The 16,418-nt window shown below is 75.4% G+C and carries 7 protein-coding genes; 6 read left to right on the top strand and 1 reads right to left on the bottom strand.

Translation table 11 applies throughout. The annotated features are described in order from the left end of the window. Window positions 1-69: 69 nt before the first annotated feature. The 6 genes from eccCa (at window position 70) to ACTG9Q_RS27545 (ending at window position 8,082) form a co-directional block, all read left to right on the top strand. A complete protein-coding gene (eccCa, locus tag ACTG9Q_RS27570) occupies window positions 70-4,005 on the top strand; it encodes a type VII secretion protein EccCa (RefSeq protein ID WP_455575830.1) in 3,936 nt (1,311 codons plus the stop codon). Continuing rightward, a complete protein-coding gene (locus ACTG9Q_RS27565) occupies window positions 4,002-5,324 on the top strand; it encodes a S8 family serine peptidase (protein WP_455575829.1) in 1,323 nt (440 codons plus the stop codon). Before eccCa ends, ACTG9Q_RS27565 begins: the two co-directional genes overlap by 4 nt. Before the next feature lie 12 nt (window positions 5,325-5,336). Continuing rightward, window positions 5,337-5,828: a sigma-70 family RNA polymerase sigma factor gene (locus tag ACTG9Q_RS27560; RefSeq protein WP_455575828.1), complete on the top strand. Its 492-nt coding sequence runs from the start codon at window positions 5,337-5,339 to the stop codon at window positions 5,826-5,828. Window positions 5,829-5,927: 99 nt separating this feature from the next. Beyond that, window positions 5,928-6,383, top strand: a complete 456-nt coding sequence (locus ACTG9Q_RS27555) for an SRPBCC family protein (protein WP_455575827.1) — start codon at window positions 5,928-5,930, stop codon at window positions 6,381-6,383. Between the two features lies 1 nt (window position 6,384). Further along, window positions 6,385-7,245, top strand: a complete 861-nt coding sequence (locus ACTG9Q_RS27550; RefSeq protein WP_455575826.1) for an oxygenase MpaB family protein — start codon at window positions 6,385-6,387, stop codon at window positions 7,243-7,245. 87 nt (window positions 7,246-7,332) lie between these two features. Then, the gene (locus tag ACTG9Q_RS27545; RefSeq protein ID WP_455575825.1) at window positions 7,333-8,082 is read left to right on the top strand and encodes an SDR family oxidoreductase; all 750 of its coding nucleotides are present in this window, start codon (window positions 7,333-7,335) and stop codon (window positions 8,080-8,082) included. A 35-nt stretch (window positions 8,083-8,117) separates the two neighbouring features. Here ACTG9Q_RS27545 and ACTG9Q_RS27540 read toward each other — a convergent pair whose 3' ends face one another. Further along, the gene (locus ACTG9Q_RS27540; protein WP_455575891.1) at window positions 8,118-16,352 is read right to left on the bottom strand and encodes a toxin glutamine deamidase domain-containing protein; all 8,235 of its coding nucleotides are present in this window, start codon (window positions 16,350-16,352) and stop codon (window positions 8,118-8,120) included. Window positions 16,353-16,418: the final 66 nt, after the last annotated feature.

The following is a 16,418-nucleotide window of genomic DNA, read 5'->3' as shown; positions in this document are numbered from 1 at the left end:
CAAGTGAACCTTCCGACCGGGTCTCGGACGTGCTGCGCGGTAGGCGCCACACGGAGAGGAGCCGCCGAGATGACCACGACGTTGTTCCGCAGGCAGGGTCGGGAGCAGCCGCCGGAGATGCCCTCGGGCGAGTTGTCGCTGCAAGAGCCGCCGGTGCTGCCGGAGACGGCGGGCGGCGGGATGGGCGGGATGATGGCGACGCTGCCGATGATGCTGGGCAGCGGCGTGATGATGCTGGTCTTCATCGGGCCGTCCAACCCGGTCATGGGCATGGGCATGATGGGGGGGATGACGCTGCTCGGCGTGCTCATGTTCTTCTTCCAGGGCAACAAGGGAGAGCGCAAGCAGCGCATGCGCGGCGAGCGCCGCGACTACCTGCGCTACCTGGGCCAGACCCGGGCGCAGGTCCGCGCGGTCGCCGACCGGCAGCGCACCGCGCTGGCGTGGCGGCACCCGGACCCGGCCGGGCTGTGGTCGGTGGCCATGACCGCCCGGTTGTGGGAGCGCCGCGCCGCGCACGCGGACTTCGCCGAGGTGCGCGTCGGGGTCGGCCCGCAGCGCCTGGCGTTGACGATGACGCCGTTGAACACCAAGCCGGTGTCGGACCTGGAGCCGCTGTCGGCGCGCGCGCTGCGCCGGTTCATCAACGCCTACACCGCCGTCGCCAACCAGCCGACCGCGCTGTACCTGCGGGGTTTCGCGCACATCCGCTGCTTCGGCGACGAGGAGGCCGCCCGCGGGATGGTGCGCGCGGTGCTGTCCCAGCTTTGCGTCTTCCACTCCCCCGAGGACCTGCGGATCGCGGTGTGCGCGAGCCCGGAGCGGGTCGCGGACTGGGACTGGGTGAAGTGGCTGCCGCACGCCCAGCACCCCGTCGAGCAGGACGGCGCCGGGCAGGCCCGGCTGCTGGCCGACGGCGTCGACGGGCTCACCGAGCTGCTGGCCGCTGAACTTGACCAGCGCGGCCGGTTCGAGGCCGGGGCCTCTCCCAACCGCGACGAGCCCTACGTGGTGGTCGTGCTCGACGGTGTGGTCCCGCCGCCGGAGTCGCGGTTGGAGGGTGGCGGCTACCGCAACGCCGTCGTCGTCGTGGTCGCCGAGGAGGACGCCCCCGGCGGCAAGGGCAGGCTGCGGCTGGAGGTCTCGCCGCAGGAGGTGCGGATGGTGCGCACCGACCGCACCGGCAAGGCCGTGCACACCCCCCTGGGGACGCCCGACCTGCTCAGCGCGACCCGGGCGGCGGCGCTGGCCCGGGTGGTCTCGCCGTACCGGCTCAGCGGCGGCAACGACATCGCCGAGCCGATGGTGGCCGACTTCGACCTGCCCCGGCTGCTCGGCGTGTCCGATGTGGACGAAGCCGACCCGGCGGCGCTGTGGCGCACCGCGCTCGGACCGGACCGCTTCCGCATCCCGCTGGGCGTCGCCGAGGACGGCAGCACCGTCGAACTCGACATCAAGGAGTCGGCACAGGGCGGCATGGGCCCGCACGGGCTGCTGATCGGCGCGACCGGCTCGGGCAAGAGCGAGTTGCTGCGCACGTTGGTCCTGGGCCTGGCGATGACCCACTCGCCGGAGATCCTGAACTTCGTCCTCGTCGACTTCAAGGGCGGCGCGACCTTCCTGGGACTGGACCGGCTGCCGCACACCTCGGCGGTGATCACCAACCTGGCCGACGAGGCCCCCCTGGTGACCCGCATGCAGGACGCCCTGCACGGGGAGATGGTCCGCAGGCAGGAACTCCTGCGCTCGGCGGGCAACTACAGCTCCCTTTTGGACTATGAGAAGGCCAGGCTGTCCGGGGTGCAGCTGGAGCCGCTGCCGACGCTGTTCCTCATCGTCGACGAGTTCAGCGAGCTGCTGGCCACCAACCCCGACTTCGCCGAGCTCTTCGTCATGATCGGCAGGCTCGGCCGCTCGCTGGGCGTGCACCTGCTGCTGGCCAGCCAGCGCGTCGACGACGGCCGCATGCACAAGCTGGAGAGCCACCTGTCCTACCGGATCGGCCTGCGCACCTTCTCGGCGATGGAGAGCCGCTCGGTGATCGGCGTGCCCGACGCCTACCAGCTGCCCAGCGCGCCCGGCAACGGGTACCTGCGCAGCGACGTGGCCACCCTGGTGCGGTTCAAGGCCGCCTACGTCTCCGGCCCGCACCGGCGGCGCACCCGCGAACAGCGCCAGGAGGAGGTGCGCAGGCAGGTCGTGGCGTTCGGGGCGGGCCGCGCGCCGATGCCCGACGCGGCGACCCCGGCCCCGGTCGGCGAGGTCGCCGAGTCGGCGGGCACGGTGATGGACGTCGTGGTCGACAAGCTCGTCGGGCAGGGACCGCCCGCGCACCAGGTCTGGCTGCCGCCGCTGGGCGCGCCACCGTCGCTGGACCAGGTGCTGCCGCCGCTGGAGGACATCCCGGGGCTGGGGCTGTCGGCGGCGGGCTGGCCGGGCCGGGGGTCGCTGGCGGTGCCGGTGGGCGTGGTGGACAAGCCGTTCGAGCAGATGCGCGACCTGCACGTGGTCGACCTGTCCGGGGCGGGCGGGCACGTCGGCGTGGCGGGCGCGCCGCAGTCGGGCAAGAGCACGTTGCTGCGGACCCTGATCACCGGGCTCGCCCTCACCCACACCCCGTCCGAGGTGCAGTTCTACTGCCTGGACTTCGGCGGCGGCACGCTGACCGCCCTGGAGGGGCTGCCGCACGTCGGCGGCGTGGCCACCCGCATGCAGGCCGAGCGGGTCGCCCGCACGGTCGCCGAGGTGCAGGGCGTGGTCAGCAGGCGTGAGCGGGTGTTCACCGAGCACGGCGTGGAGAGCATGGGCGTCTACCGAGCCCGTCGGGCAGCAGGCGAGTTCGCCGACGACCCGCACGGCGACGTGTTCCTGGTGGTCGACGGCTGGGCGCAGTTGCGCGCCGACTTCGAGCAGCACGACCACACGCTGCGCCAGCTCGCCCAGCAGGGCCTGTCCTACGGCGTGCACCTGGTGCTCACCTCGACCCGCTGGTCCGACATCCACAGTGGACTCCGCGACCAGCTCGGCACCCGGTTGGAGCTGCGGCTGGGCGACGCCATCGACTCCGTCATCGACATGCGCAAGGCCGCCCTGGTGCCCAGTTCCCCGGGCCGGGGCCTCACCCCCGACAAGCTGAACTTCCTGGCCGCGGTGCCCAGGGCCGACGGCCGCGACGGGGTGGACGGCCTCGCCGAGGCGACCAGGGAGCTGGTCACCTCCGTCGCCGAGAGCTGGGGCGGCCCGGTCGCCCCGCCGGTGCGGATGCTGCCCGCCCTGCTGCCCGCGGGCGAGCTGCCCGCGCCGCTGCCCGGTCCGCGGATCGCGCTGGGCTCAGGGGAGTTGGACCTGAAGCCGGTGTGGCACGACTTCGCCGACCGCCCGCACCTGACCGTCGTCGGCGACAGCGGCAGCGGCAAGACCGCCGCGCTGCGGCTGATCGCCGCGGCCATCCCCGGGGTGTACACCCCGGAGCAGGCCAGGATCGTGGTGATCGACCCGCGCCGCACGCTCGTGGAGAGCGTCCCCGAGGAGTACCGGGCCGGGATGGCGGTGTCGGCGGCGGTGGCCGAGGGGGTCGTGCGCCCGCTGGCCGCCGAGCTCAAGCAGCGCGTGCCCGGCGCGGACATCACCCCGAGCAGGCTGCGCAAGCGGGACTGGTGGAGCGGCCCGGAGTACTTCGTCCTGGTCGACGACTACGACCTGCTGGTGGGCGCGCTCGGCGGTCCGCTGGACTCGCTGGTCGAACTGCTGCCGCAGGCGGGCGACATCGGCCTGCACGTGGTGGTCGCCCGCGCCGCGGCGGGCTCCAGCCGCACGGCGATGGACTCGGTGATCCGCAGGCTCCAGGAGTCCAACACCCCGGAGTTGGCGCTGTCGATGCCGCCCAACGAGATGCCGCTGCTCAACGGTTCCCGGGGCCGCCAGCTCCCGCCCGGCCGGGCGGTCCTGGTCACCCGGCGCGACGCCGTCGGCCTCCAGGTCGGGTGGACGGAGGAGGTGCTGTGACCGCGCCGCTGTCCGCCGGACCGGCGGCGCGGCTGGTGGCCGGGCTGGCCGTGCTGCTGCTCGCCGCGGGCCCGGCGGCCGCCACGGCCCAGCCCGCCGCGCCGGACACCTCCGCCCGGCAGGACGCGCCCGTCCCGCCGGACACCGGGGGTGCTGGCGGGACGACCGGCGAGTGCGCGCCCGCGGAAGCGGTGCGGGCGGGGGCCGAGCCGTGGGCGCAGCTGCGGCTGGCGCCGTCCAGGGCCTGGCCCCTGACCCGGGGCGCGGTGACCGTCGCCGTGGTCGGGACCGGGGTGAGCGCGGCGGCACCCGCCCTGGCCGGGGCCGTGCTGCCCGGCACCGACCTCGCGGGCGGGCGCGGGGACACCGACTGCGCGGGCCACGGCACGTTCCTGGCCGGCTTGATCGCGGCCCGTCCCGCCGCGGGCACCCCGTTCGCCGGGGTCGCGCCCGCCGCCCGGGTGCTGCCCGTGCGGGTGGCCGACGACCCGGCGAGGGCGGACCCGGACCGGGTCGCCGCGGGCATCCGGGCCGCCGTCGACGGCGGGGCGCGGGTGGTCGCCGTCGGCGTGGTCACCGGAGTGTCGACCCCGGACCTGCGGGCGGCGGTGGCCGACGCGGTCCGGCGCGACGTGGTCGTGGTGGCCGCCGCCGGGGTCCGCGAGGCGGGCCGACTGGCCTTCCCCGCGGCGCTGCCCGGCGTGGTCGCCGTGGCCCCGATCGGCCCCGACGGGCCCACGGGCGGTCCGCTGGGGGCCGCGCCGCTGCTCGCCGCGCCCGCCGAGCAGGTGACGGGCCCCGGTCCGACCGGACCCGGCCACCGCACGGCGTCGGGGCCGGAGCTGGCGGTGGCGTTCACCGCGGGCGCGGCGGCGCTGGTGCGCGACTACCGGCCGGGACTGAGCGCCGCCGAGACCGTCGCGCGCCTGCGCGACACCGCCGACCGGCCCGCCGCGGGCGTCCCCGACCCCCGGGTGGGATTCGGGGTGCTCGACCCGGTGGCGGCGGTGACCGCGGTGGCGGGACCGGCCCGGCCGGTGCGCCCGGCCACCGCCGCGCCGCTGGCGGTGCCGTCCCCGCCCGCGCCGGACCCCGCGCCCGTGCTGCGGGCGCTGTGGTTCGCCGCGGCGCTGCTGGCGGCGGGCGCGGTGGCCGCCGGGGCCGCGGCCGCGCGCCGCCGGGGTGGGGATGCCCCTACCTCGGGGGTGGGAGGTCCCCGCCGCGATCGGCGGGACATCCCCGCCGGATGGGGGGACAAGCCCACCGACACGGACCCCGGAAAACGAGAGGCTTCTGCCATCAGGGAAACAGCTCGATGACAGGGGAATCGGATGTCCACTTTCGACAGCATCGTCCACACCCACCGCGCCGCCCTGCTCGCCTACGCCACCCGCCTCTGCGGCGGTGACCGCCACCGCGCCGAGGACGTCGTGCAGGAGACCTGGGTGCGCGCTTGGCGCAACCGGGACCGGTTGATCGAGGAGCGCGGCTCGGTGCGCGGCTGGCTGATCCGGGTGACCCACAACGTCGCCATGGACCAGCACCGCCACCGCGCCGCCCGGCCCACCGAGGTCGAGATGCCCGAGACCGACGCCACCTTCCAGCCGCAGGCCGACGACCAGGTCCTCGACCGCATGCTCGTCGACGCCGCCCTGCGCACGCTGCCCGCGCAGCACCGCCGCACCCTGGTCGAGGTCTACTTCGCCGACCGCACCGCCGCCTCCGCCGCCGAGGTGCTGGAGGTGCCGACGGGCACTGTCAAGAGCCGCGTCCACAACGCCCTGCGCAACTTGCGCGAACTGCCCCTTCTCCGCACCGCGTGACAACGGAAAGGGCAGATCGCGGCCGGCCAGGAAACGCGCCGTGCCCCTGCCCGATTGCCAAGACGTGAGCAAGCATGCGATTTCCGGGAAGGATCGGCGATGGACCTGAACTTCTACCGGTTCGACCTGTCCTGGACCGTCGACCACCCGCTCGGCGAGGTCTTCGACGCCTTGGTCGACCTGGAGGCCTACCCGCTGTGGTGGCCGGAGTACCGCGAGGTCCGCCGGGTCGACGCCGACACGGTGGCGGTCGCGATCCGCTCGTCCCTGCCCTACACCCTCCACCTCACCAACAGGTTCCTGGTCCACGACCGGGAGGGCGGCCGCTTCCGCCTCGCCATGGACGGCGACCTCGCCGGGTGGATCGACTTCGCGCTGACCGGCGCGGACGGCGGCGGGACCCGGGTGCGCATCACCCAGGAGTGCACGGCCGAGAAGCGGCTGCTGCGGGTGTTCGCGCTCGTCGGCCGCCGGGCGTTCATCCACAACCACGCGCTGATGATGCGGCGCGGCCGGGTGGGGCTGTCGGCGCTGCTGGCCTCCCGCCGCCGCTGAGATGGCCGAGCCTCTGGGGCCGGACTCGCTGACCTGGCGCTACTTCGGCGACTGGCGCAACATGCTCGTGGTGCTGTGGACGGGGTCCATGCAGAACATGCACCCGGGTCTGGGCATCGGCGTCGAGCAGCACTCCCAATTCTTCGGGGACCGCTGGAAGCGCGTCTTCCGCTCCTTCTACCCGATCCTCGGCGTGGTCTACGACGGCGCGACAGCGCACGAGACCGGCAGGTGGATTCGCGGCTACCACCACACGGTCAAGGGCACCGACCACTCGGGGCAGCCCTACCACGCCCTGTCCCCCGAGGTTTTCTACTGGGCGCACGCGGTGTTCTTCATGACGACCATCCGCTTCGGCGACCGGTTCATGGGCGGCGTGCCCGAAGATGACCGCAGGCGGTTGTTCGCCGAACACGTCCAGTGGTACCGGCTCTACGGCATGACCATGCGCCCCGTCCCCGGCTCGTGGGAGGAGTTCCAGGCCTACTGGGACCGCACCTGCGCCGAGGTGCTGGAGGACAACAAGGCCACCCGGGACGTGCTCAACCTGCGCGGCCTGCCGAGACCCTCGTTCATGAGGGTGCTGCCGGGTCCAGTGTGGACGCCGCTGTGGGCGGTGGCCGCCCGAGGGTTCACCTGGCTGACCATCGGCCTCTACGATCCCGTGGTGCGGCGGCGCCTCGGCCTGCGCTGGTCGGCCCGGGACGAGCGCCTGCACCGGCTGCTCGGCCGCGTCGTGCACCTGGCGTTCTCCGCGCTCCCGCACGACCTGAGGTTCCACCCCCGCGCGCGGGCGGGGTGGCGGCGATCGCGGGGCCTGGCGGTCCCGGTGGTCGAGTCCCCGGCCCGCCACCTGCCCTGACGCGGTCCGCGGGGGAGGTGCCCGAACTTAACGCGAACCGGTCCCGGGGAGATTGTCCCGGCGGTGGGCGTGCGTCAAGGTCGGCCCATGACCTACATCTTGAACGGCCGCACCGCCGTCGTGACCGGCGCCGCCAGCGGCATCGGGGCCGAGATCGCCGTCGTCCTCGCCCGGGCGGGCGCGCACGTCGCCCTGCTGTCGCGCCGGGCCAACCGCATCGCCGACCTCGCGGACAAGATCGAGGCCGACGGCGGCAGAGCCGTCGCCGTGGCCGCGGACGTCACCGGCGACCTGTCCGCGGCGGTCGAGGCCGTGCACGCCGCCCTGGGGCGGGTCGACCTCGTGGTGAACAACGCGGGCGTGCTGTCCTCCGGCCCCTTCGCCGACAGCGACCCGGCCGACTGGGACCGCATGATCGACACCAACTTCAAGGGCCTGTGCGCGGTGAGCAAGGCATTCACCCCCGACCTGGTGGCCGCAGGCGCCGAAGGCGCCGCCGACCTGGTGAACATCTCCTCGGCCGGGGCCCACGCCGTCCACCCCGGCTTCGGCGTCTACTCCGCCACCAAGGCCGCCGCCTCACACCTGTCCGCGGGCCTGCGCACCGAACTCGGCCCGCTGGGCGTGCGCGTCACCACCGTCGAACCCGGCCTGGTCGCCACCGAACTCCTCAGCGAGTACACCGGCAACCCCGACCTCCCCGCCGAGGCCCTGGCCGCCCACATTCCCTGCCTTGTCCCGGCTGACGTCGCCGACCTGGTGGCCTACGCCGCCAGCAGGCCCAAGCACGTCAACCTCAAGCAGCTGGTCGTGATGTCCACCCACCAGCCCGCCTGACACCGCGGGAGCGCTGTCGGCCGCCCGCCCGCGCGTCACAGGTCCTCCTCGCGCGCGGGCAGGGGCCGTCCCGCGGGCGGGAACACGTACTCCCTCGGTTCTTCGTCGTCGGGCCCGACCACCATCGCGACGACATCGCACTCGAGCGCCGCGGCCAGGTCCGCCGCCCGTGCCGCGCTGACCCACCCCAGGACCCGCACACCGCGGGGGGTCCGCACGACCGTCGCGGCGGTGTCCCCCAGGACGCTCGTCCCCCCGGTCTCGACCTCCGCCCGGACGCGCCCGTTGTCCGCGGACCGCCTCAGGAGGGCCGCCCCGAAGGAGTCCGCCACCGGCGGCGTCATCCGCGCCGGGGCTACCGGCGCGCCGTCGGCGTCGACGACGAGCGCGTGCACGCCCGCCGGGGCGACCTCGGCCAGCGCGGAGTGGCCGGTGGGGAACGCCGGCGCGGAGTCCACCTGGTTGACCCGCTCCCGCTCCGTCTGGACGTTGACCAGCCCGACCCACGCGCGCGGATCGCGGAACCGGTCCCCCGGCGTGACGACCGTCCCCAAGGCGGCCTCCTGCTCGGCGGTCGCCGGTTCGACGACCTCGGTCACCGCGCGCGCCCCGGGCGGCCGCAATGGCACAGTGCCGTGCCCGTCGTCCGGCGGGGCGGGCTCGACGTCAGACCACCCGAGCAGGGCAGCGATGTCGACGGTGTCCCAGTCCCCCTCCGTGTCGAGGCCCGCCCCCGGCACGTCCGCCGTCCACTCGTCGGACGGGGGCGTCTCCGACCCGCCCCATTCGGCGAGCGCCGCGGTCAACGCCGCGTCGCTCCGGGACTCGAAGCCCCACAGGGAGCCGAACCCCTCCGCGGCCCACTCCGCGCCGTCCCCGCCGACCGGCGAGTGCGTCAGCGCCGCGTCCTGGTCCGCTTCCGGGGTCGGTGGTCCGTCGCCGGTCGCCGGGGCGGGCGGGGCCGCGGACCCCGCCGGGGTGGACGGGACCGGCCGAGTGGGGCCTTCCCGCAGGCGGGCGGGGCCCGCGTCGCCGGTGTCGCCGGTGTCGCCGGTGTCGCCGGTGTCGCCGGTGTCGTCGCGTTTGCGTTTGCCCAGGGCGGATTCGGGCTGGCGGGTGTCACCGTGCTGTGTCTCGGGGACCTCGGCAGGCGTCTGGTCGTGGTCGCTGGAGCGGGCGTCGGCCTCGTCCGCCCGGAGCGGGGGGACGCGCGCCTCGACGATGAAGAGGCGCGACCAGTCGTCGCCGTCGCGCAGCTCGGGTACGGGCAGCCTGCGGAGCCGGACAGCGCGGTGGTCGACCGGCCGCCCCTGCCGCGTCGACTCCTCCGCGGCGCGGGTCATCGCGTCCCAGAGGACCCGCCCGACCAGCGGCAGGTGGAAGGACCCCAGCGCGGCCACCGACCCCGCCAGGACGATCTCGGGCACCGGGTGGCCGTGAACGCTCCGCCACGCCGCGACCCGCACGATGTCGCGGGCGAACACCTCCAGTGCCGCGACCTGCCCCGCGTCGAGCGCGCCGGACGGGTCGATCGCCAACCGCACCGTGTCGACACGCTCGGCAGGAGACGGCGCTGGTGTCAGCGCGGTCACCGCCTCCTCGGGCACGTCGCCCACCGGAGCCGGATCATCCATATCGGACTCTGTCACGGGTCCAATCGCGACGACCCTGTCATCGCGCTGCCAGTCCATCGTTTCCGGTGTCCGAGGGGAGCGTCCCACCGTACTGGCGCCGCCAGCCGATCCGCCCTCCGACAGCGGGGTCAGCGCGGCGGCCCACTCCGCCAATCCCTCTTCCAAGAGCCGCTCGCCCTCGGTCGGAAACCCCCAGAGAGCGCCGAATCCGCCCTCGAACGAGTCCGTGTCCTGCCCGGTCCGCGCCTGCGGCCCGGGTGGTTCCGTGCCGTCCCGCGCGGAGTTGTCGTCCTCAGCGGTCTCCGCGGGAGGTTCTCCGGCAGGGGTGGACCCGTCCACGAGCCAGTCGTCGACCAGGAAGGGTTCCGCCGACTCGTCGTCGTGCGGTGTCCGCTCCTCCCCGGTCGCATCCGGGCCGACCAGGTCGGCAATCCACTGGTCGAGCGAGCCTGTCGGCGACGGGATCGGCTCGCGGGGGTCCGCGCTGCCTGATGGCCCGTCGGGCTGGTGGTCGCCTGCTGTTTCCAGAGCGGCTGCCTCCAGGGCGGTCGGGGCAGAACCGGCCATCCCGGGAAGAAGCACGTCCAGCGGCAACGCGAGGACCAGCGGGCCGAGGTCGACCGGAGCCAGCGCGGCGTCCACCACGGCCGCGAAGAGGGTGTGCGCGTCCCGGAATGGGGCCGGGAACTTGCCGGTCACCAGCCGGATGGGCGCACGGTCGCCTGGCCGCAGCACCATGGTGTTCACGCCGTCGTTGTAGACGAGCGCGAGCGTGCCGCCCGGAGCACGCGACGAGGCCGCGAACACGAGCGCGGCGCCGCCCGCGGGCATGCCGTGCCGCAGCCGGTCGAGCGCAGGCGATCCGTCCACCGACCGCAGACCGTGGGACAACGCCCGGACCGAGGGCAGGTCGGGACCGGCCTCCTCGGCGAACGTGCCGACGAGACGCCGCCGCCCGAACAGGGCGTCGAACGGCGCCAGGACCGAGTCGACCTCGTTGACCCACGCGCCGAACCCGCTGCCCACGACCGGGTTGAGCAGGTTCAGGAGGGCGGCGTCGAGCCCAGGGGGCCGCGCGGGCTCGGCGGCCAGCCGCTGCCGCGCCTCCCGCGACGGCGGGACCCGGAACTCGGTCAACCACGTGCCGTCCGGCCAGGAGACCCCCGGCAGCGGGCGCGTCCCGGGCAGGTCGAGGAGCCCTCGGTCTCGGTCCAGCATGACGGCGTAAATCGGCTTGCCCCGGAGAGTCCACATACCGGGCGGCGCGAGACTGGAGCCGATGGGATCGAACACCGTCGGGGAGCCGTCGTGGTTGACCATCACCCGGACGGTCCCACGGTCCCTGGTGGAGGTGATCAGGATCGCGACCGAGTTCGGCCCGGCGGCCACCAGCCGGGCCGCGACGCGCGCGACCCCCTCCGTGCCCTGCCCCGCGTGCCACCACCCGGCGGCCACCGCCCGCCACGCTGGACCGGAGCCGTCGTGCGACCCACCCGGGAGGCGGGGGTGGCCCAGGTAGGTGTCCACGATCGCGGTGACGACACCGACCGGCGAGACGCGCGACCAGCGTCCGATCACGCCGAGCCAGTCCAGACCGGGTTCCGGGAAGACCCGGCCCGCCAAGGCGGTCCGGAAGGCGTGCTCCGTCGCCGCGGAGGGGGCCGCGGCCGCGTCGTCGAAGCCGCCCGCGCCCGGCGGGGCGAACGCCGCCGGGCCCAGGCGCGCGGCCGCCGCGGAGTCGTGCGGGTCGCCGGTCGGGACCCACGCGGGCCTCTCGTGGGCGGGCCTGCCGTCGTCGTCGGGGAGCGGGTGGACGAAGACGTCGGTGGCGTTGTCCAGCGCGGCGTAGACCTCGCGGTCGCCCAGGGGACGGCCGGTGCGGGTGTCCTCGACCGATATCCCCGTGGCCGCGGGCACCACCCGCCAGTCGTGCACCGTCCCGTCGGCTTCCACGAGCACCCGGACGACCTCGCCCGCCCGTACCCGCGCGGTCACCACCGCCACGGCGTCGCGCGGGTCCACCCGGGTGGTGACGTCGACCGGGGCCGACGTCCCCTCCGGGACGGGCGGGGTCCCCGGCGGCAGCTCGACCAGCCCCACCAGGCGCTCCGCTGTCGCGGCCAGGGTGACGACGGGGTCGCCGGTCCGGGCGTCGAGGACCACGCCGACACGCCGGTTGACGTCCCCCGGTCGGGTCGTGACCGTCCACTCGTGGACCTCTCGGTCCACTGTGGTCACTCGCAGCCGCACGTCCGGCCCACCAGCGGCGACCCGCGACACCACCGCGTTGACATCGCTCAGCCCGACGACGCGGCCGTAGGTGGCGGGGGCTTGCCGGACCGGCGACGGGGGCGGGTCGCCCGCGTCGTCCTCCACCTCCACCTCCGCATCCGGGGAGGGGTCCCTCCGCGGGGGCACGAGCAGCTCGACGGGCAGCGGCAGGACGAGCTCGCCGATCTCGACCGGGGCCAGCGCGGCGTCGACCGCGGTCACGAACAAGGGCTCTTCGCCACGGAACACCACCGGATACCCGCCGGTCAGCGGAACAGGTCCGCGGTCCCCCCGGCGCAGCATCACGGGCGTCCCGCCGTCGTTGTGGACGAGCACCAGCGTGCCACCCACCCCGCCAGGGGAGGCCGCGAACACCAGCGCCGCGGCCCCGGCGGGCAGGCTGTCCACCAGCCGGGCCAGCGGCGGGCGCCCGTCGCCGTCGACCCGGCGCAGGCCGTGGGAGAGGGCCCGGACCGACGGCAGGTCCGGGCCTGCCTCGTCCGCGAACGTGCCGACGACGCGCCGCCTGCCGAACAGCGCGTCGAAGGGCGCCAGGACCGAGTCGACCTCGTTGACCCACCCGTCGAACCCGCTCCCCAGAAGCGGGTTGAGCAGTTCGAGCAGTGCGGCGTCCACACCCCGTGGCGGGCCGTCGGCGGCCGCGAGCCGCTCCCGCGCGGCCGCCGACGGCAGGGCGCGGACCTCGGTCAACCAGGTCCCGTCCGGCCAGGAGACCCCCGGCAAGGGGTGCGCCCGGGGCAGTCCGAGGACCACCTGGTCGCGATCGAGCATGACGGCGTGGATCGGGTGGTCCCCGAACGCCCAGTTGCCGACGAGCACGGCGGCGGCGCGCAGGTGGACTCCCGCCAGGGTGAACACGACCGGGGAGCCGTCGTGGTTGACCATGACCCGGATGATCGTGGGGGCGGTGCCGCGCCCGTCGCCACCCGGGCCCAGGACGACCGCGACCGAGTTCGGCCCGGCGGCCACCAGCCGGGCCGCGACGCGCGCGACCCCCTCCCTGCCCCGCCCCGCGTGCCACCACCCGGCGGCCACCGCCCGCCACAGGGGGCTGGAGCCGTCGTACGGCGCGCCGGGGAGATGGGGGTTGCCGAAGTAGGTGTCGACGACCGCCGTGGCGACACCCACCGGCGACACCCGTGACCACCGTGCGATGTGCCCGAGCCAGTCCATGTGCGGTTCGGGGAAGACCTGGCCCGCCACCGCCGCCTGGAGCACCCGGTCCGCCTCGGCCGACGGGAGCACGGCCCCCTCGCCGAACCCCCTCTGGTGCGGGAGGGCGAACGCCGTGTGGCCGAGGCGGGCGGCCGCGGCCGGGTCGTCCGGGTCGCCGGTCGGCACCCACGCGGGCCGCTCGGCGGCGGGGACGCCGTCCTCGCCCGGCGCCGGGTGGAGGAAGACAGCGGTCGCGTCCTCCAGGGTGGACAGGACCTCCCGCTCGGACAGCGGCACGCCGGTGCGGGCGTTCTCGACCCAGACACCGGTGGACGTCGGCAGCACCCGCCACTGCCGGACCCCGCCGCCCGTCTCGACCAGCACCCGGACCACCTCGCCACCGCGCACCCGCGTGGTGACCTCCCGCAGGGCGTCGCGCGGGTGCACCCAGGCCTCGACGTCGACCGGGGCCACCGTCCCCTCCGGGACGGGCGGGGTCCCCGGCGGCAGCTCGACCAGCTCCACCAGGCGCTCCGCCGTCGCGGCGAGGTCGGCGACCTCGCCGCCCGTGCGGGTGTCGCGGACCACGCCTGCGCGCCGGTTCACGTACCCGGGTCGGGAGGTGACCGTCCACTCGTGGATCTGCCGGTCCACCGTGGTCGCCCGCAGCCGCACGTCCGGCCCGCCGCCCGCGACCCGCGACACCACCGCGTTGACGGCGCTCAACCCGGGGACACGGCCGCGCGCGGCGGGAGTCCACCCCACCGGGGCGTCGACCGGGCCACTGCCCGCCGGACCCGCGGCCGCGGGGTCCGGCGGACCGGCCCCGAAGGCGTCGGCGACGTGGCCGGGACGCGGCGCGAGGGGCCGCACGTCCGGGGCGGGGACGGTGGAGCCGACCGGCAGGTGGCCGCCGTCGGCGTCCAGGGTGATGGTGTAGAGGCGCTCCCAACCCGCGATCATGCCGAGGGTGGCGGACTTCGCGTCGGAGCCGCCCGCCGCGGTGTCGGTGGGGGTGACCTCGGCGACGAGCCCGGTCTGGCCGTCGACGAGGAGCACCCTGCCCCCGTGGTTGACGAGGTTGGCGATGTGGCCGCCCCGGGGGTCGCCCGGGGTGAGGCCCGCGAAGACGGCCTCCGCGCCGTGGCCCGCCTCCAGGAGCCGGGTGACGAGCGCGGGCAGGGCGGTGGGGCCGTCTCCGACCAGCTCCCAGTCAAAGCCGGTGGCCTCGGCGATGGCGGTGGTCTGGCCCCGGGGGTGGCGGGCGGTGGGGGCCGCGCCGGGAGCGCGGGCGGGCACCCGGCCCGCGACCCTCGGGTGGCCGCGGAAGGTCTGGTGGACGGCCAGGGCGGCGTCCGGGCAGTTGACCGAGCGGCCGTCGGCGGCGGCGCCGTTGATCAGGGGGGCCCAGACCGCCGGGTCGGTGAACCGGGTCCCGGGGGTGACGACCGCCAGCAGGGCGTCGGTCTCGGCCTCGGTGGGCGCGATCAGCTGTTCGGGGGCCTCCGCGCGCTCGACGGAGCCGGGGTGGCCTGCCTCCAGGGGGTCGTCGATGTCGTCGTACTTGCGTTTGCCGGAAGTGGAAGTGGACTCGGACCCGGTCGCCTCGGGGGCCGTGCGGTCGACCGGGGCGCTCTGCCCCGGGGTCGACCCGGTCGCGGTCGCCGCGCGGTCGGCGGGCGCGACGGGGGTGGTCGCCCTCTGCTCCGGGGTCGACGCGGTGGGCGTGGTCGACGGCGAGGACGGTGTGGCGGAAGGGGAGGCGGGCGACGAGGAGGGCGGGGTCGGCGCGGGGGCCGCGCCGGTTGGCGGCGCCGTGTGGACGGACCGGACAGGCGGCGGCCCCTGGCTGAGCCCTGAAGGTCCGGAGACCGGGGCGGTCGGATCACCGTGGAGCGGTCCGCCGTCCACTCCCAGCCGGGTGACGTCGTGCGCCGAGTTCGGGGAAAGTGGTTCCTGGGAGGGTGTTTCCTGGAGTCGGGTGTCCGTCGGCCGAGCACCGGAGTGCCGGGCCTCGTCTGCGTGGCGCGAACCGCCCCTTGGGTGTCCTGTGCGTACTGGACGGTTCGCGGTCGGCTCCACCGGGTGGGCGGCAGGCGCGGCAGTGCCTGCCCGCGCGCCCGGAGGGGTGTCGGCGGACGGGAGCAGCGGTGCCAGGCCGTCGCGGGGCGGCGGCGCGGCGCGGCCGGGGTCTTGGTCGCGCTCTCCGCCGCCGGGCTTCTCCACGCCTTCCCGGGAGACCGGACCGTCCACCGGGACGTCCTTCCCCGTGGCGTGCTTCTTCAGCGCCTCGCCGAGGGCGCCGCCGCCGAGGACGCCGACGGTGGAGACCGCGCCGGAGACGGCGGACCAGCCGTTGAACTCCCACTCGCCGGTGGTGGCCTTGACGACGAACGCCTCGGCGAGGACCTCGGTGCCCGCGCCCGCGGCGGTCTCGAACCCGCCCTCGATGACCTCCTCGCGGACGCGCCCGCCCGGCCCCTCCCTGCCGTAAGCCTTGGTCAGGGCTGAGTTGACCGACTCGCCCAGGACACCGCCGAAGCCGCCGACGACCGGGGCGAGCGCGGCCGACATGCCGCCGACCATCGCCGCTGTGGCGGTCTTCCCCCAGTCCACCCCGGTGCGCTCGCCGGTGGCGAACTGGACACCCTGGGCGGCGAGGTCGGTGCCGACCTGGTTGAGGGTGCCGAACACGGCCGCGTCGACGAACTGGGCGAGCACCCGGCCCCACACGGTGGCCAGCACGGCCCGGACCTGGGCGTAGCGGCCTGCCAGCCAGCCCAGCACCGACCAGCCGAGGAACGGGGCCACCGCCGCCGCCCAGGCGATCTCGGCGGCCAGCACCACCAGGTTGAGGACGGAGACCAGCTTGGCGTACTCCACTTCCAGCGCCAGGTCGTCCAAGAACTCCGCCAGAGCGAGGAACCGCTCCTTGGCGGCGCCCAGGTGGTCCTGTGCGCCGACGAACGGCGCCACCCGCCGCGCGAACGCGGTCTCGGCGTCGCCCGCGAACCCCTGGGAGGCGTCCGCGACCAGGGTCCGCAGCAAGGGGGCGACCACGTCGCCGAGGTCGGAGCCCGCCCCGGCCCACGCCGCGGCCAGCACCCGGAGGTGGTCCTCGTTCGCGTCGGGCCACACCTCGCCGGTCAGGACCAGGAACAGCGTCCTGACGTCGTCGGACACCATCATCGCCACGACGCCGAACCTCCCGATCGCCCCTGATTGGCCACACGGGGACCACGGACAGCGCGACGG

The organism is Actinokineospora lacus, from assembly GCF_053813445.1.
The sequence above is the reverse complement of the archived record's forward strand: the minus strand, read 5'-3'. Positions and strand labels throughout refer to the sequence as shown.